Annotated in this window: 20 protein-coding genes; 10 read left to right on the top strand and 10 right to left on the bottom strand. The window is 64.5% G+C overall.

All coding sequences use genetic code 11. The features are described 5' to 3' along the window. Positions 1 to 138 precede the first annotated feature (138 nt). Entirely contained in the window at positions 139 to 1260 is a 1122-nt protein-coding gene (locus tag ACT009_RS10050) for a site-specific DNA-methyltransferase (protein ID WP_445190951.1), read from the top strand. Between the two features lie 98 nt (positions 1261 to 1358). Here ACT009_RS10050 and msrA read toward each other — a convergent pair whose 3' ends face one another. From msrA to pabB, 4 genes are all read right to left on the bottom strand, one after another. Further along, positions 1359 to 2021 carry a peptide-methionine (S)-S-oxide reductase MsrA gene (msrA, locus tag ACT009_RS10045; RefSeq protein WP_445190950.1) on the bottom strand — a complete coding sequence of 221 codons (663 nt, stop codon included), beginning with the start codon at positions 2019 to 2021 and terminating at the stop codon, positions 1359 to 1361. Between the two features lie 37 nt (positions 2022 to 2058). Beyond that, complete coding sequence (locus ACT009_RS10040; RefSeq protein WP_445190949.1) at positions 2059 to 2205, bottom strand: hypothetical protein; 147 nt, start codon at positions 2203 to 2205, stop codon at positions 2059 to 2061. A gap of 143 nt (positions 2206 to 2348) precedes the next feature. Next, positions 2349 to 3548 (bottom strand): pyridoxal phosphate-dependent aminotransferase, encoded by a 1200-nt coding sequence (locus ACT009_RS10035; protein WP_445190948.1) that lies wholly within the window; start codon positions 3546 to 3548, stop codon positions 2349 to 2351. A 34-nt stretch (positions 3549 to 3582) separates the two neighbouring features. Next, positions 3583 to 5346, bottom strand: a complete 1764-nt coding sequence (pabB, locus tag ACT009_RS10030; RefSeq protein ID WP_445190947.1) for an aminodeoxychorismate synthase component I — start codon at positions 5344 to 5346, stop codon at positions 3583 to 3585. A gap of 144 nt (positions 5347 to 5490) precedes the next feature. Between pabB and ACT009_RS10025 the strand changes: the two genes are divergently transcribed. From ACT009_RS10025 to ACT009_RS10000, 6 genes are all read left to right on the top strand, one after another. Next, positions 5491 to 6147, top strand: coding sequence for an MBL fold metallo-hydrolase (locus tag ACT009_RS10025; protein ID WP_445190946.1), 657 nt, complete (start codon positions 5491 to 5493; stop codon positions 6145 to 6147). A 280-nt stretch (positions 6148 to 6427) separates the two neighbouring features. After that, on the top strand, positions 6428 to 6607 hold the full coding sequence (gene rpmF, locus ACT009_RS10020) for a 50S ribosomal protein L32 (protein ID WP_445190945.1): 180 nt from the start codon (positions 6428 to 6430) through the stop codon (positions 6605 to 6607). Between the two features lie 27 nt (positions 6608 to 6634). Then, positions 6635 to 7678 carry a phosphate acyltransferase PlsX gene (gene plsX / locus ACT009_RS10015; RefSeq protein WP_445190944.1) on the top strand — a complete coding sequence of 348 codons (1044 nt, stop codon included), beginning with the start codon at positions 6635 to 6637 and terminating at the stop codon, positions 7676 to 7678. After that, positions 7675 to 8643 (top strand): beta-ketoacyl-ACP synthase III, encoded by a 969-nt coding sequence (locus ACT009_RS10010; protein WP_445190943.1) that lies wholly within the window; start codon positions 7675 to 7677, stop codon positions 8641 to 8643. Before plsX ends, ACT009_RS10010 begins: the two co-directional genes overlap by 4 nt. An 86-nt stretch (positions 8644 to 8729) precedes the next feature. Continuing rightward, positions 8730 to 9029 (top strand): integration host factor subunit alpha, encoded by a 300-nt coding sequence (locus ACT009_RS10005; protein ID WP_445194059.1) that lies wholly within the window; start codon positions 8730 to 8732, stop codon positions 9027 to 9029. Between the two features lie 4 nt (positions 9030 to 9033). Continuing rightward, positions 9034 to 9393 carry a MerR family transcriptional regulator gene (locus ACT009_RS10000; protein WP_445190942.1) on the top strand — a complete coding sequence of 120 codons (360 nt, stop codon included), beginning with the start codon at positions 9034 to 9036 and terminating at the stop codon, positions 9391 to 9393. 584 nt (positions 9394 to 9977) lie between these two features. Here the strand turns inward: ACT009_RS10000 and ACT009_RS09995 are convergent. After that, positions 9978 to 10202, bottom strand: coding sequence for a hypothetical protein (locus ACT009_RS09995; RefSeq protein WP_445190941.1), 225 nt, complete (start codon positions 10200 to 10202; stop codon positions 9978 to 9980). A gap of 318 nt (positions 10203 to 10520) precedes the next feature. Next, the gene (locus ACT009_RS09990) at positions 10521 to 11360 is read right to left on the bottom strand and encodes a hypothetical protein (protein ID WP_445190940.1); all 840 of its coding nucleotides are present in this window, start codon (positions 11358 to 11360) and stop codon (positions 10521 to 10523) included. A 115-nt stretch (positions 11361 to 11475) separates the two neighbouring features. On the opposite strand from ACT009_RS09990, the gene ACT009_RS09985 reads away from it, so the two are divergent. The 3 genes from ACT009_RS09985 (at position 11476) to ACT009_RS09975 (ending at position 13000) form a co-directional block, all read left to right on the top strand. Continuing rightward, positions 11476 to 11670 (top strand): hypothetical protein, encoded by a 195-nt coding sequence (locus tag ACT009_RS09985; RefSeq protein ID WP_445190939.1) that lies wholly within the window; start codon positions 11476 to 11478, stop codon positions 11668 to 11670. Between the two features lie 3 nt (positions 11671 to 11673). Then, positions 11674 to 12312, top strand: coding sequence for an SOS response-associated peptidase family protein (locus ACT009_RS09980; protein ID WP_445190938.1), 639 nt, complete (start codon positions 11674 to 11676; stop codon positions 12310 to 12312). 145 nt (positions 12313 to 12457) lie between these two features. Continuing rightward, complete coding sequence (locus ACT009_RS09975; RefSeq protein WP_445190937.1) at positions 12458 to 13000, top strand: PEPxxWA-CTERM sorting domain-containing protein; 543 nt, start codon at positions 12458 to 12460, stop codon at positions 12998 to 13000. A gap of 1148 nt (positions 13001 to 14148) precedes the next feature. Here the strand turns inward: ACT009_RS09975 and ACT009_RS09970 are convergent. The 4 genes from ACT009_RS09970 to ACT009_RS09955 all read right to left on the bottom strand — a co-directional run bounded on the left by ACT009_RS09970 (position 14149) and on the right by ACT009_RS09955 (position 16623). Continuing rightward, positions 14149 to 14295: a PEPxxWA-CTERM sorting domain-containing protein gene (locus tag ACT009_RS09970; RefSeq protein WP_445194058.1), complete on the bottom strand. Its 147-nt coding sequence runs from the start codon at positions 14293 to 14295 to the stop codon at positions 14149 to 14151. 65 nt (positions 14296 to 14360) lie between these two features. Next, positions 14361 to 14756, bottom strand: a complete 396-nt coding sequence (locus ACT009_RS09965) for a hypothetical protein (protein WP_445190936.1) — start codon at positions 14754 to 14756, stop codon at positions 14361 to 14363. 111 nt (positions 14757 to 14867) lie between these two features. Then, entirely contained in the window at positions 14868 to 15095 is a 228-nt protein-coding gene (locus ACT009_RS09960) for a hypothetical protein (protein ID WP_445190935.1), read from the bottom strand. Between the two features lie 19 nt (positions 15096 to 15114). Beyond that, on the bottom strand, positions 15115 to 16623 hold the full coding sequence (locus ACT009_RS09955; RefSeq protein WP_445190934.1) for a hypothetical protein: 1509 nt from the start codon (positions 16621 to 16623) through the stop codon (positions 15115 to 15117). Positions 16624 to 16817 lie beyond the last annotated feature (194 nt).

The raw sequence follows: 16817 nt of genomic DNA, 5'->3' as shown, positions 1-16817 counted from the left end.
CGGGCGGGGCGACTCAAGATGTAGCCGGGTCGCCGAAATGTTCTCCCCGATTTACGATTTGGTAACCCGGGTCGTTAACCAATGCGCGCTTGACGGAGTCGTCGGATTTCGCGCGAATGGCGACCTGAGGGGGACGTGATGGGGGTTATCGACAAGGTGCGGCCGCTGACGGCCGAGCGCGACGCGCTGATCCCGCTCGATCGAATCGTGATCGGCGACTGCATCGCCGCGATGCGCGCGATGCCCGCCAAATCGGTCGACATGGTATTCGCCGACCCGCCCTATAACCTGCAGCTGGGCGGCGAGCTGTTCCGGCCCGACGGAACCCATGTCGATGCGGTCACCGACGATTGGGACAAGTTCGATTCGCTCGCCCAGTACGACGCGTTCACCCGCGCGTGGCTGGCGGAGGCGCACCGAATCCTGAAGGACGACGGCACGATCTGGGTAATCGGCAGCTATCACAATATCTTCCGGGTCGGCGCCGCGGTGCAGGATCTGGGCTATTGGATCCTCAACGACATCGTCTGGCGCAAGGCCAACCCAATGCCCAATTTCCGCGGCACCCGCTTCACCAACGCGCATGAGACGCTGATCTGGGCGTCGAAGGGCGAGAAGGCGAAATACACCTTCAACTATCGCAGCATGAAGACGCTAAACGACGAACTGCAGATGCGCAGCGATTGGGAATTCCCGATCTGCGGCGGGCAGGAGCGGCTGAAGAAAGGCGGCGTGAAGGTCCACCCGACCCAGAAGCCCGAGGCGCTGCTGTATCGCATCCTGCTGGCGTGCACCAAGCCCGGCGACGTCGTGCTCGACCCGTTTTTCGGCACCGGCACCACCGGCGCGGTGGCGAAGCGGCTCGGCCGGCACTGGATCGGGATCGAGCGCGAGGTCGACTATTGCGCGGCGGCGATCGACCGGATCGAGGCGGCGCTGCCGCTCGACGAATCGGCGCTGGCGACGATGCAGAGCCCCAAGAACCAGCCCAAGGTGGCGTTCGGGGTGCTGGTGGAGAATGCGCTGATCGTGCCGGGCGCGATGCTGACCGACGCCAAGCGGCGCTGGAGCGCGACGGTGCGCGCCGACGGATCGCTGCTCAGCGGCTGCGGGGCGGTGGGATCGATCCACAAGCTCGGCGCGACGCTGCAGGGGCAGCCGGCGTGCAACGGGTGGTCGTTCTGGCATCTGGAGCTGGAGGGCGTGCTGACGCCGATCGACGCGGTGCGACAGACGTACCTGCTGGCAACGACGGTCTGAGGAAACGCGAAGCTCTGTAGGCAGGAGCTGCCACCCGCTCGCTCGTCACCCGGATCAAGTCCGGGGTGACGGAAGATGTTGGCAGGCCTTCTTGAAGGTCAGCGCGCCAGCGCCAGGGTCGGGAAGGCGGCCTTGAACGCGGCGACCTTCGGCTTGTCGATGTTGACGATGTACGGGTGGCGCGGGTTCCGATCGTAGAAATTCTGGTGGTACGCCTCGGCCGGGTAGAAGCCGCCCTGTTCCAGTTTGGTGACGATCGGCGCGGAAAAGCTGTGCGCGGCGGTCAACTGCGCGATGTACGCCTTGGCGGCGGCGGCCTGTTGCGGCGATTGCGGGAAGATCGCCGAGCGGTAGCTGAGCCCGGTGTCGGGGCCCTGGCGGTTGAGCTGGGTCGGATCGTGCGCGATCGAAAAATAGACGCGCAACAGCGTGGCGTAGCTCACCTGGCGCGGGTCGTAGACGATCTTGATCGCCTCGGCATGGCGCGTCGTCTCGGTCGAGACGGTGTCGTAGTTCGCGCTGCCCGCGGTGCCGCCGGCATAGCCCGCCTCGACCGAGCGAACGCCCTTCACGCGTTCGAACACCGCCTCCATGCCCCAGAAGCAGCCGCCGGCGAGAACCGCGGTCTGCAAGCCGGTGCGCGGGGTGGCGTCGACCTTGGCAGCGGGGATCACCACCGCGCGCTCGGCCTGGGCACTCGACTGGGCGGCGACGATCGCGAGCAGCGAGGCGGCTGCGGCGGCGAGGAGGGTCTTGGTCATGACCCGAATATAGGGATGCGCCGCGTGCGCACCAAGATCAGCGCTGGAAGTGTGCGACCGGATCGAGATGGTGGATGAAGCTCTGGCGCGCGTCGGCTGGCTGCAGCGCGACCAACCCCAGCGTGCCGAGCACGAAGCCGCCGGCAAACTGCCACAGGAAGCTGGATTTGAGAACGCTGCGCATAAGCCCTTGCCTTTGTCATTCGGAAGGCGGCGTGCCGCATTCCCTACCCGCCAGATCGTGCACCGACGCGGTTTCCGCAATGCACCATCTATGAAACGCTGCGTTAACGCGGGCTGGCAGACCCGTTCATCGGGGAGTTGGGGTCAGCGCAGCGCGGCGCACGCGGTCTGGATGCGGGTGCACGCGTCGCGCAGCAGCGCGTCCGAGGTCGCGTAGCTGATCCGCATCGCCGGGGAGAGGCCGAACGCCGCGCCCTGCACCGCGGCGACCTTTGCGTCGTCGAGCAGATAGCCGACGAACGCCTCGTCGGTGTCGATCACCCGGCCCGACGGCGAGGTCTTGCCGATCAGATCAGGGAAGGTCGGGTAAACGTAGAACGCACCTTCGGGCAGCGGGCAGCGCATGCCGTCGATGTCGTTGAGCATCGACACCACCATGTCGCGGCGCACCTGGAACGCGGCATTGCGTTCGGCGAGGAACTCCTGTGGGCCGTTGAGCGCCGCGGTCGCCGCCGCCTGCGCGATCGAGCAGGGGTTGGAGGTCGATTGCGACTGGAGCTTGGAGATCGCCTTGATCAGCCAGGATGCGCCGCCGGCATAGCCGATCCGCCACCCGGTCATCGCATAGGCCTTGGAACAGCCGTTGACGGTCAGCGTGCGGTCGTAGAGCTCGGGGCAGACTTGCGCGATCGTCGCGAAGCGGAAGCCGTCATAGACGATGTGCTCGTACATATCGTCGGCGAAGATCCACACGTCGGGATAGCGCGCCAGCACCGCGCCGAGCGCCTTCAACTCGTCGGCGGTATAGCCCGCGCCGGTCGGATTCGACGGCGAGTTGAGGATCACCCATTTGGTGCGCGGGGTGATCGCCGCCTCCAGCGCCTCGGGTGACAGCTTGTAGCCCTGGTCGGGGCCGGCGGGCGCGATCACCGGGGTGCCGCCCGCGAACTGCACGACATCGGGATAGCTGACCCAATAGGGCGCCGGGATCACGACCTCGTCGCCGGGGTTCACGGTCGCGACGATCGCGTTGAACAGCGTGTGCTTGCCACCGACGTTCACCGTTACCTGATCGGGGGTGTAGGTGAGCCGGTTGTCGCGCGCGAATTTGGCGACGATCGCCTGCTTCAGCTCGATCGTGCCATCAACGTTGGTGTATTTGGTCTTGCCGTCGCGGATCGCCTGGATCGCGGCTTCCTTCACGAAATCGGGTGTGTCGAAATCGGGCTCGCCGGCACCCAGGCCGATCACGTCGACCCCGGCGCGCTTGAGCTCGATCACCCGGCTGGTGATCGCGAGCGTGGGCGAAGGAGTGATGCGGCCGAGGGCGATCGAAGGGGTCATGGGAGCAGCCTTTGCGCAGGATAGGCGCGCGGGCCTATAGCGAAGCGTGCGGCTCTTTCGCAACCGCAACGATTGCGGGCATCAGTCCGCGAAGCGCGTTGCCGACGAAGAAGCCCCCCGCCAGATCGTCGCGGGTCACGTCGCCCTCGATCGCGCGGCCGTCCGCGATCAGGTCGGCACGGAGCACGCCGGGCAGCAGGCCGGGGGCGCGCGGGGTGACGAGCACGCCGTCGCGCTCGACGAAGACCGAGGTGAAGCTGCCCTCGGTGATCAGGCCGTCATGGTCGAACACCACCTCGAAGACGCCCGACGATCGGCGCGTCTCGTCGTAGAAATCGCGGTCGCTGGTCTTGTGGCGCAGCCTGAAGTCGGCAGCGTCGACCGGCAGCGGCAGGATCGCGACCTCGACCGGGCCGGCTGGCGGCGGCGGCACGTCCGACACCTCGATCGCGATCGATCCGCTCGCCGCCAGCAACAGCCGGATTCGCTTGGCGCCGCGCAGCCGGAAGGTCGCGGCCTGGAGTTCGTTGCGCGCGGCATGGCGATCGAAGGCGAAGCCCAGCGCCTCGGCACTCGCCTTCAGCCGGGCGAGATGGGTCTCGAGCCGCAACAAGCCGATCTCGGGATCGAATCCCATCGTCTCGATCAGGTCGATCGGGCGCTGCCCCGCGGTAACGAACGCGCCTTTCGCCAGGCACTCCGCCCATTCCTCGTCGGCGCGGCTGTCGGCAACGATGCCCGATCCCAGCCCCAGCGTCGCGCACGCGGCGCCTGCAGGCACCACCAGCGTCCGGATCGCGACGTTGAAGGTGGCGCCGGCCGGGTCGATCCGCCCGATCGCTCCGGTATAGGGGCCGCGCGGGCCGGGCTCGAGCTCGGCGACGATCTCCATCGCGCGCTGTTTGGGCGCGCCGGTGATCGATCCGCACGGGAACAGCGCCTCGACCACGTCGATCGCGTCCTTGCTGGGCGCGAGCGTCGCGGTGACGGTCGAGGTCATCTGGTGGATCGTCGGATAGGTCTCGACCGTGAACAGCGCGGGCACCGCGACGCTGCCGGGCACCGCCACCCGCGACAGATCGTTGCGCATCAGATCGACGATCATCAGGTTCTCGGCGCGCTGCTTGGTATCGGCCGCGAGCGCGGCGGCGCGCGCGCGATCGTCGGCGGGGATCGCCGCGCGGGTCGCGGTGCCCTTCATCGGCCGGCAGGTGAGCGCATCGCCCTCGGCGGTGAAGAACAGCTCGGGCGACAGCGACAGCAAGGTCGTCGATCCGGTCGCGACCACGCCGCCGTGCCCGGCTCGCGCGTTGCGCCGCAGCCGGGCGTAGAGCGCCAGCGGATCGCCGAGGAACGGGACCTCGGCACGGAAGGTCAGGTTGGCCTGATAGATGTCGCCGGCACCGATATAGCCGAGCACGCGGGCCATCGCGGCGTCGTAATCGGCCTGGGTGATCGTCGGGACCGGCGCGCCCGCCCAGGCGCCGGCAGGATCGGGGAGCAGCGCGTCGATCGCTGCGGCAGAAAGCGATTCGTGGCCGTCGAACAGGCCGAACCAGAGCAGCGGCGCATCCGCGACCGACGGCGCCCGCGCGACGAGTGCCGCCCCCGCCTCATAGGCGAGATAGCCCGCGGCCTGCAGCCCTTCGCCCACCGCCGCGCGGATCTCGGCTAGCGCGCCGCGGACCTCACTCGCGGTGACGGCGGTGACGATGCGGCGCGGATCGCGGTATAGCCGCGCGGGCGCGCCACCGTCACGTGCATCGTCGAGCAGCACGAAGGGAGGAGCCGGCAGCATCCTTCGTGAGATGCACCGGGCGTTCCTGCAGGGCAAGACTGGGCGGGTACACATCGCGCTGTCATGAGGCTCGGATCTTGTGGACTGGCGGGACCAGCGATCCTATTTCCGCAGGCCCGTCCCCGCCCCGTCCGGAACCGCATCATGACCCCACCGCTCCGCGCCACGATCGTCCCGGTCACGCCGATCCAGCAGAATTGCACCGTCATCTGGTGCACCGCGACGATGAAGGCCGCGGTGGTCGATCCCGGCGGCGATCTGCCGCGCATCCACGCCGCGATCGCACAAGCGGGCGTGACGGTGGAGAAGATCCTGCTGACACACGGTCATATCGATCATGCGGGAGAAGCGAAGCCGCTTGCCGATGCGCTGGGCGTCGCGATCGAGGGGCCGCACGAGGCGGATCGTTTCTGGCTGGAACGGCTCGCCGAGGACGGCAAGACCTATGGCATCGACGGCGTGCCGTTCGAACCCGACCGCTGGTTGGTCGATGGCGACACCGTGACGGTCGGCGATCTCGTGCTCGATGTCTACGAGACGCCGGGGCACACGCTGGGGCACGTGATCTTCCACCATGCGCCGTCGAGGCTGGCGCTGGTCGGCGACGTGCTGTTCCAGGGATCGGTCGGCCGGTCGGACATGCCGGGCGGCAATCACCAGCAACTGATTCGCTCCGTGGTGGAAAAGCTGTGGCCGCTGGGCGACGATACCGCGTTCATCCCCGGCCACGGTGCCGCGAGCAATTTCGCGCATGAGCGGCGGACCAACATGTTCGTCAGCGACGCCGCACTGGCGGCTTGAGAGCCCGGCCAGGCTCTGTCCGTTCCTTGTGTCCCCGCGAAGGCGGGAACCCAGTACTGGGCTCCCGCCTTCGAGGGAGCACATGCTTCATTTGCCGACGTCGCACGCGCCGACGGCAAGGCCCAATGCTTGCAACCCGCGGTTAAATCGCTATAGGCCCGCGCTTCGCGATGCGTCCGGCCATTCAGGTGCGTCCCGCGCGGCCGGCTCTCGAGTCGGTTGCCGTGGCGCCGGGCCGGGTCTATCGGAAACCCGATCGATCAAAGAACAAGGTGCCGCAATGGCCGTCCCAAAAAGAAAGACTTCGCCCTCCAAGCGCGGCATGCGCCGTGGCCACGACTCGCTCAGCGTCGCGGCATTCCAGGAGTGCCCGAACTGCGGCGAACTGAAGCGCCCGCACAACCTGTGCGGGTCGTGTGGCCATTATAACGGCCGCGAGATTATCTCGGCCGAAGGCTAAGCCTCAACTCCCGGAACGCGTCTTATCATGCCCGACACTTCAACGATCGCCGTCGATGCGATGGGCGGCGACGGTGGTTTGGCGGTCATGCTCGCCGGCGTTGCGCGGGCGCAGGGGCGGCATCAGGGCATGCGGTTCCTGCTGGTCGGCGACCAGGACAGGATCGCGGATGAGTTGAAGAATCATCCGGCGCTGGCGACCCATGCGGAGATCGTCCACGCGCCGGAGATCGTCGGCGCCAGCGACAAGCCGAGCCAGGCGATGCGCCGCGCGAAGACGACGTCGATGGGCGTCGCGATCGCGCTGGTGAAGCAGGGCCGCGCCGGTGCGGCGGTGTCCGCGGGCAATACCGGCGCGCTGATGGCGATGGCGAAGCTTGCGCTGCGGACGCTGCCGGGGATCGACCGGCCGGCGCTGGCGGCGCCGCTGCCGACGCTCGGCAGCAACGACGTCGTGATGCTCGATCTCGGTGCCAACACCGAATGCGACGCGCAGAACCTGATCCAGTTCGCGGTGATGGGCGCGGCTTATGCGCGCGTCATTCTCGACCTCGAAAGCCCGCGGGTTGCGCTGCTGAACATCGGCAGCGAGGACCAGAAGGGCACTGACGAGATTCGCGACGCCGCCGCGGTGTTGCGCGCGCAGACGCATCTTCCGCTTGCTTTCACCGGCTTCGTCGAGGGCGACAAGCTCGCGCGCGGCGATCACGACGTGATCGTGTGCGACGGCTTCGCGGGCAACATCGCGTTGAAGAGCGTCGAGGGCACCGCGCGATTCGTCGGCGACCTGCTGAAGCGGGCCTTTTCCTCGTCGGTGCGCTCCAAGATCGGCTTCCTGATCTCGCGCCCCGCGACCGAGCTGCTGCGCGATCACCTCGATCCCAACAATCACAACGGCGCGGTCTTCCTGGGCCTCGGCGGGATCGTGGTGAAGAGCCACGGCAGCGCCAACGAGCTCGGCGTCGCGACCGCGATCGGCAATGCGGCGAAGATGGTCCGCGCCGATCTCACCCACCGGATCGCGGAAGATCTCGGCAATTTCGACGCCAAAGTGGATATGGGGCAGGCATGATCCGTTCGGTTCTCACCGGCACCGGTTCCGCGCTGCCTGCCCGCCGGGTGGCGAATGCCGAACTCGCGGAGCAGGTCGACACCAGCGACGAATGGATCGTCGAGCGCACCGGCATCCGCTTCCGCCATATCGCGGCGCCGGGCGAGACCACCGCGACGCTGGGCGCCGATGCCGCACGTGCGGCGATAGCCGCCGCGGGCGTCGAGGCGACCGACATCGATCTGATCGTGCTCGCCACCGCGACGCCCGACCAGACCTTCCCCGCCTCCGCCACCAAGGTGCAGGCACTGCTCGGCATCGACGATTGCGTCGCGTTCGACGTCAACGCGGTTTGTTCGGGCTTCCTCTACGCGGTGCAGGTCGCCGACAGCATGCTGCGCACCGGGGTGCACCGGCGCGCGCTGGTGATCGGGTCGGAGACCTTCAGCCGCATCCTCGACTGGGAAGATCGCGGCACCTGCGTCTTGTTCGGCGACGGCGCGGGCGCGGTGGTGCTGGAAGCGCAGGAAAGCGACGCCGACAGCGGGCGCGGCATCCTCGTCACCAAGCTTCACGCCGACGGGCGCCACAACGACCTGCTCTATGTCGATGGCGGGCCCTCGACCACGGGCACCGTTGGCAAGCTCAGGATGAAGGGGCGCGAGGTGTTCCGCCACGCGGTCGTCAACCTGGCGAGCGTCATGGACGAATCGCTCGCGCTGGTCGGCATGACCTCGGCCGACATCGACTGGCTGGTCCCGCACCAGGCCAATGCACGAATCCTCGACGCGACCGCGCGCAAGCTCGGCCTGTCGCCCGACAAGGTGGTGGTGACCGTCGACCAGCACGCCAACACCTCGGCCGCCTCGGTGCCGCTTGCGCTCGACGTCGCGGTGCGCGACGGGCGCATCAAGAAGGGGCACATCGTCGTGCTCGAAGCGATGGGCGGCGGCTTCACCTGGGGCGCCGCGGTGCTGCGCTTCTAGGCAGCGACACATTTTCCCTTCCGATCACTGCTAAGCTATTGTACTCTCCGCACGGGGAATTGGGCATAGGAGTGGCAATCGTGTTGATGAGCACGACCGGGACGCTGACGAGGGCCGATCTGGCCGAGTCGCTCCATCGGGAGATAGGACTGTCGCGCGCGGATTCGGCGAAGATCGTCGAGCAGATCCTTGCCGAGATGTGCGGGGCCTTGTCGCGGGGGGAAAACGTCAAGATCTCGGGCTTCGGCACCTTCGTGCTCCGCGACAAGGGCGAGCGGGTCGGGCGCAATCCCAAGACCGGGATCGAAGTGCCGATCGCACCGCGGCGGGTGCTCACCTTCCGTGCCAGCCACATGATGCGCGAACGCATCGTCAGCGCTGGCTGAAGGGGTGGCCGAGAACACCCCGAAGGCTAGCGGGGCGTTCAGGACGATCGGCGAACTCTCCAGCGAAACCGGCCTCGCCCCGCATATCCTGCGCTATTGGGAGACGCGGTTCCCGCAACTGCGCCCGCTGACCCGCGCAGGCAATCGCCGTTACTATCGGCCACAGGATGTCGCGCTGGTCAGCCGGATCGATGCGTTGCTGAACCGCGAGGGCTATACCGTCCGCGGGGTGCAGCAGCTGCTGGCGCGCGGTGGGGTCAAGGACGAGCCGGTCGCTGCCGTCGTACCGCCGAGCGACCCGACCGATGCGTTGCGGGCGATCCGCGATCTGCTGGCTGCGGCGTTGGTGGAGGACGGGGTCTAGTCGAGGGCTTGCGCTAATCGCCAACTCCGTCACGCCTTCGGCGCGCCACCTCCCCTTGGCGGAAAGGGCTATCGCATATGAAGTGCGGCTCCTTCATCTTCCTCCGTCATCCCGGACCAGTTCCGGGATCCACTGTTCCGCACGGCCATAAGCCGTTGATTTTGCGGAACGGTGGACCCCGGAACAAGGCTCTCCTGAGCGAAGTCGAAGGGCCCGGGGTGACGACGATTAGGGGGGAAGTCTGGCGACAACCAGTCGAGCCGGGCAGCCAAATTCCATATGCGATAGCCCTGCCATGGCGGGAGAGGATCTAATTGCTCCGGCACTGTAGCGGAGGAGGGTGACCGCTCGCGTAAGCGAACCGTGGAGCGGGGTCTTTTCGCTGGGCGCCGCGGCTGGTGATGGACCGCGCATCGCCGATAAGGATGCGGCGAGCCGAGCCATTTCACGAAGGATTTCTACGGATTTAGCCGCTAAGACGGCGCGCGATCGATAGCGGATATCGATTGCAAGGCGCCCTGCGTATGTGTGTCACTACGGTGCGCAGGGCGTTTCTCCCTACGGTTCGCGGCGAGCGCCGCACGTCAGATGTCGATCGGAAAGGTCGGTTCGCGTCGCAGCGCGACGATGTCCGCCCAGACCAGCGGCGCGGGCGCGCCGCGGCAATCGATGCAGACCGGCAGCGCGTCGTCGGTGCCCCATGCGGTCGCGAGCTGCACCATCTCCTGGAGCGAGCCATGCGCGATTTCGGTCTGCTCCGCCGGCCGCGGCCCGTCGCGCGCTCGCCGCAACAGCAATCGAGCAGGCATTCTCCACAGCGCATTTTCCACGGCACCGATCTCCACTCCGCCGAAGCGGCCAGAAGGGATGCGACCTGCCCGCCTTTATCGACGGTAGCGGTACGCATACGCCCGATCTGCGCGAATTTCCATAACCATGATTAGTCTATGAACAGAGCGGTTCGCCGGAACGGCGGATGCCGCGGTTTCAGGACCATCGAGAGGAGCCGGTGGTGGGTCCGCCGCCTACCACACCGCTTATGAAAATCGGCAGAAGACCGTAAGTCTACAGAAGTCCTCGAACGAGAACGCCTCCAGAAATGCCCCCATCCATGTCACGTTACCGGCTCAAAAGGGTGGCGGGATCTCCCGGCTGATTCGAATCACTTTGATCGTGCCGTGCTCAAGCGCCATCTCTGCACTCCAGCTCCCCCCGGCGAACAAAGTGACGACCTCACGCTTTTTGCCGTTTGTTGCGACTAGGTCGGTCTCGCTCAGCAGGTTGCGCCAAGACCGCTGACCTTCTGCTACATAGCTGATGTCGCCCAACGGGAATTGCGCCAGAGCGGCTTTGGCGCTGGTGATCTCAGGCAATTTTCCAGCTCGTACCCGACCACGAAAATAGTCGTTCGTCTTTGCCCATTCCCGCCATTGTCGGGCTTCCAGATCGTCGATACTCGCCACCACGTCGATGTGCTTACCCGATCTTGCGCGTGCCTGGATCGCGGCCAAAGAGCGTATCAGATCGAACGTGCGACGCTCGTCCTGTTCTATAGAGAAGTACTGCTTGTGGGGAGCTCGGCAGCCTGCCCGTTCACCCGAGTTGTACATCCAGCTATACGTCTGAGTGGTGTCGAGCTTGACTGGCGCTGCTGCGGGCGCCTCGTGGCCAACGTAGATGACGGGCGCCAGCAGGATCTTGACGATCGTCCTCTCACAGAAGCCTGACTGACTACTATCGCTGCCGGCCACGGTAAGCTCGATTGGCGATTGAAAAGGTTGGCCTGGTGGCGGGGGAGGTACCATGCCTTGGAGGCCGACGCGGGCGTCGACGATCAAGGGGTGGCCGGGGGCAAGCAAGGCGTCGCTCAGTTCGGCGGGTGTCATCGCTTTTGCCTGTGCGAGCGTCAGTTGCGGAGCATCCGATCTCAGGGCGATCGCAGCAGCCAGGAATAGTAGAACAGACATTGATGCTCCTCGGTCGCTAGACAGCTTTCAACACTTGGCTTGCCCGATCAGGTGCAAAAGGGCGCCTGCGTTCAATCCCGGTTGATTGCTGCATCTCAGAGCGTAGGCTGAGCATATGGCTGACCTGCTCACTGCTCTCGAACGCCTCCGCGCGTTCCGCTCGACTTGGGATGCGGATGCCGAGATTGACGAGCAAAGCGGTCTCACCGCAGCTGACCTCACCACGATCCTTGCAGCGGCAGATTGGACGAGCACACCGGAGCCCGGTGACGCGCTCACGATCGACGATCTCGGCAGCTTTGCCTCCTAGCGAATGCGCAACCGTGCTCGCCTCCGTGCCGAACCTGAGACAATGTTCGAGCGGTTCAACGCCAGCTGGCTAACCGAGAAGCCCCGAGACAACCGCTTCAACCCGGTCGAGCTATACCCGAAGAACCGCGCGTATGTCGTCCGGCAGGAAGGCTCCCAGCGCGGCGTCGACGTGATGGGCTGGGACGTGCTCGGTGGCATCGGGCCCTGGCCAATGACCAACGTCCGCAACCTCGCGTTGCCGCAGTGGAAGCGCTTGGCCGAGCATCCCGAGCAGCGCTGCCTGGTGCCGCTGACGGAGTTCGCCGAGTGGACGCCTGATAAGCATCAGGTCAGCGAGGGTAAGCCGATCAAAGGCGAGATGTGGTTCGACGTGCCGGACCAGCCCGTGTTCGCAGTCGCCGGGTTCTGGAAGCAGGTCGGCGATCACCGCGGCTTCACGATGGTGACCTGCGACCCGAACGAGTTGGTCGCACCGATTCACCCCAAGGCGATGATCACGATCCTGGCTGAGGAGGATTGGGATAAATGGCTGACGTGTAGCTATGACGATGTCGTAGCCCTTCAGCGACCATATACGGCAGGCCTCATGACGGTTCGTAGTCCCGTATCCCCAACGCGAGATGTCATTTTCGTGAACTAAGCCGCTCGAGAGGTCCCTTTTCGGTAGTTGTCGGAAGCAAGTACCCATTCCTAAACGGCGTCAACTACAATCACGTTGACAGCTTTGCGCTAGGTGACCGATGGCCCTGCACCGCCGACAACGATCCGTTAACAGGGAGACAATCATGAATTTTCGCGTGTTAGGCATGGGCATTGCGTCCGCCGTGTCCTGCTTCTCAGTACCAGCTTCTGCCGCAGACTTCACGCTAGAGCCAGGCGCGACGTATGCTCTTCAAGTAATCGCAGATCGCGGCATTTTCGATGGCACTACGTTCACGTGGGACGAAACGTCGACTGCGTCGAGCCTCTACCGTGTCGAGTTGAGCTATGGCGTGTACCCAGATCAGCGGTATTGCGACGGGGGGCCGATTGGATGCGATACTTTCATCAACACCGATTCCGCCCTGTTCACGGCTAGCGGGACCAATATCGCTCGCACGTTTAGGCCGTTTGTGGAGTATGGGGGCAACTACATCCTCGATAGGGCTGAGTTACGGTTCGTGTCTCTCGGCAGTTCGAATGTCGGCATTCGCAATCTGATGAATAGCAATCCTGCCATTTCGCTTGTTCCTGAGCCTACCACGTGGGCTATGGTGCTGATCGGTTTTGGCATGATGGGCGCTTCGATGCGTTATCGTCGCAAGAGCATCGCAGTTTCGTTCGCCTGATCTGAACTGTCTCGCGAACGGACGAAGCCGCTGGCCGAGAGGTTGGCGGCTTCTTCGTGAGCGCCGCTAGCCAAATCGTTCCCGCTGTGTTCTCACAGGTAAGTGAGCTACCGGCGGCTTCATACCCTCGACGACGCGCTTCGCGCCGGGCTTTTCCTGGAGGTGACGTGCCGTGGCTGCGGACGCCGTAGCATCTTCGCGGCAGCCGGGTTCTTCGGCGTGATCTCAGGGGCAACGCGGCTAGATCGGCTGGCGGCTCGGATGCGGTGCGAAGGTGCGCCGGGCACCGGTAAAGGTTGCGGGCATCGTGGCGCCAACATCCAAGCAATTGCTTGGCCGCCCACCGAGCCTGCTGCGTTGCCGCCTAAGCCGGTTGCCAGCCTTGCACCACGGGGCGTCGATCAGTCCGAGTGGGATAAGGCTGACGAGCGTATACGCAAGCGGCTGGTGCAGCGCGCGCGCGGGTGACGTACGCCGTTCCAGAGCGGTTTGAAGCCGAGCATCTTCCGTGTCTTCGCACCGGCGAGTACCTTCGCCAAGCCGCTGCGCTCGGGCTTCTCGCCAATTGTGCTGCTCAGGTATAGCCATGTCGCTTACGCCATTCCGCAGCCTCGGTCGCCGGGATTACCCGCATGACTTGATCTGATCGGACATCGACGACGTTGAAGCTGCGGCTGAAAAGGCGCTTCTCGAGCCGGTATCTTGGTTGGGCAGGAAGCGGCCTGTCGGGCAACACAACGGAGTATGTTCCTGAAGCGGGCGTCAGGTGCAAAGCTGCCGCGATCTGCGAGATGTACAAGCTGTCCTCCCCTTTTCTAGTTAAGGACGAGTGTCATGGACATCGTAGGCAGCTTCAAGTCTCCGGCACACGCCCTTCTGTCCCAAGTTAGATCAATTGGTCGATCATTGCGCGGGAGTCCAAGTTTGGGCGATGGTCTTAAGCAGAGCACGCCTCTTGGGCGTCTAGCTGATCGGCTGCCCCGCAATCTCGCGAATGCCCCGCGCGCCGTTGCCGGATGCCGCCGGTGGCCAAATAGACCGTGAACAGATCACGCACGCGCGTCATTTGGCGGGGTAGGTGGGGCGAGGATGAGTCGCATCCGATGGAACGGCTGCCCGACCAGCTCAATCCGATCGGGCGGCGCAAATCAGGCGGTGTACGCGACCTTTGAGCGACCGCGTAGAGCATACGCCATCATACCGAAGCCGGCGAGCATGAGCGCCCAGGTGGAGGGCTCGGGGACGTAGCCGATGAAGCTTATGTCTTCTCGGCCCGGCGTGGCTTGAGTAGTCACCGTCACTCGGGTGATGCGACCCGAAAACGAGAGGCGCTCATTGTCGCGGGGGGCGACCGCATCGATCAAGAATGGGCTGCAAGACGTGTCAGTAGATACGCTCGCAGTCGGAAGCCCACCACCGGCAAAGCATGCGCTGCCCGAGCCTGCAGCTGCTGAAAGAACTGCCCGTCGACGGGCGTGATCTTGATGTCGAAGCCTGTCGTCGTCGGCGTCAATCTGAAGTCGGTCGTGAAGGTGTTGCTGGCTGAGATCGGGTCGGTAGTGCTGTCGGCGTTGAATCTGAGCAGCAGCTGCGCGCTTTGAACGTTATCACGCCGGAACGCGGGAGTTCCCGCAGAGCCACTCTCGAGGACGCCAGATCCTGCGATGTCGATCGTATAGGTGAAGAAAGTGGCGCTCGCGGAACCGCTGCACGCCAAAGCAGCCGCGGTGACCGCGACCTTCCAGGCTCGACTCATGATGTTCTCCCTCTTCGCGACTCATGATCGCGGTGAGGGCGTTGGCCTACGATAAGGAAGAGAGTCAACGGACGTTAGCCGAGTTTGCAACACACGCCGCGCCGCGCGGCACTACTGCGGCGTAGATGCCTTATCCATCGCCGCGTTATGCTCGTCGAGGCGTGCCGCAAGATGCTCTTCCGCTGTAGCAAGCGCCACCTCGTGAGCCCCTTCATCCTGCACCAACTCCTGCGGTAGCCCGCGGAAGTTGGCGTAGGCCACGGCGTTCATCTGGTCACGTGCGGCTTCGAGATCAGTGAGGCGGACAATGTCAGCCGGCTTCGGTGCTTTCTTACCCATCGCTCATTCCTCCTGCCGCTCAGGCGTATGCCGGCCGAGCTTGGTTGTTCCGCGCGGCCATGTGACCTTCGTAGCGGGACTGGGTGGGCGCCTTGCCGTAACGCTTGAGGCCCCACTGGAACATGACGCCCGTGTAGTAGAACCCGTACCCCGACGCGACCTCCTGGATCATCATCTGGAAGTCGTATTCGACTGCTCGCATTAGCGTCGACCGTTCCAACTGATCCTGCACTTGCTTGTAATGCTCGGTGCACCCCGGTTTGTAGTACATCGGGTGCATTCCGCCTTCGTAGAAGCCGAATTGGAACGGGCCCAAGGTACGCATTTCTGCGATGTGATCGATGATGGCCTGACGAGCGATCGGGATCCGTGCGAGGAAACCGTCCGCCAGGATCTGCGGGGTGAGCCCGCTTTCAGCCTTATAGAGCGTACCCGGGTGATGCAGATACGTCGACGAGCCGAGGATCTTGACCTTCTGGCGATAGCCAGGGGTGCCATCCAGTCGGATGATCTCACGCGGCGCGATCTTGTTTCCGACTTGGGTGTAGATCGCGGGCAGGAACTGGCGCTCGTACCGCTCATTGCCGAGCACAGAGCGGAAGATCTCGATGATCTGGTTGTGCCGGTAGCCTTCGTAGAGAAGCCCGGCATTTAGCAACGGCGCGAGGCCCGCGATCAACTCGAAGTCGCCGGTGCCCAACTTAATGTCCGTGCCGGCGGCAATCGGCTTGAGGGCGCGCACCAAGTTGTACGAGCCGAGCCCTGGATTGCCGCCTTGGAAATTACCCAGCACACAATCGCCAGCGTTGAGCGCTGGCGAGCCGCCCAAATTGTTCGAGGTCGTAGGCACCTTCACGACCGGATACTTGATTCCGGGAGCAGCCGGCGTTCCATCAACGAAGCCCTGCTTGGCGCCCTCGATAAACGTCCGCCACCGTGCCGGGAAGCCGTCGCTCCATACCTCGTTGCTCAACTCTAAGATGGCCTTCGCGACGTTGTTGTCCGGGAAATTGTCGCGGAAGATCTGCGCCTCGCGCGTGACGTACGCGTCCGTCGCGGTCAGCATGAAGACGTGGTGATAGATCTTGAAGTTGGGATCGATCGCGTGCTTGTCGCGGAAGCCGCGCAATGGCACCGTCACAAGGTCGTAAAAATCAATATCGTAATAGCCCTGAAGCGGCGTTGAGTTGGCATTGCAGAGATCGAGATCGCGCATACGCCGACCAAAGGCAGAGTCGGAAAGCCAGCCCGGCCACGTATCGCCGGTGACGCTCGGATCCTTCATCTTGAACTTGGTGAGCGTACGATCACCGCCGTTGACGGCGAAGCCTCGCGCGTCGGACTCGCCAAGATCGCGGTTGTTGTCGCGCGTGATCGTCGCGGTGTCGAGGCCGGTCGACGCGTTGGTTGACGTTACAGTGATGCCGTTAGACGACGCGCCATTGTAAGGCGCCAGCGTGTAGCCGATGTCGGTGTCGATGTTGAAGTTACCGTTGATGCCGGCGAACGGCACCAGCACGTTCGCCACGTTGATCTTTGCGTGATAGCCGATGTCGCTCGAAATCGGGTTTGGGCGAGAGTAGCTGCCGCTCTGGAGATTGATCTAGCTTTCACGAGTGACCACCCACAAGAGGCAACGGTTTCTGTTTCCGCGGTCTGCGTATCAGCGTCGAGTGCGTACTCAAGGTTCTCAGCTTAGTGCCGTACAGGCGATCGACCCAC

The organism is Sphingomonas sp. Tas61C01 (assembly GCF_052567495.1).
Note: the sequence above shows the minus strand (reverse complement) of the source record. Positions and strands in the feature narration are given on the sequence as shown.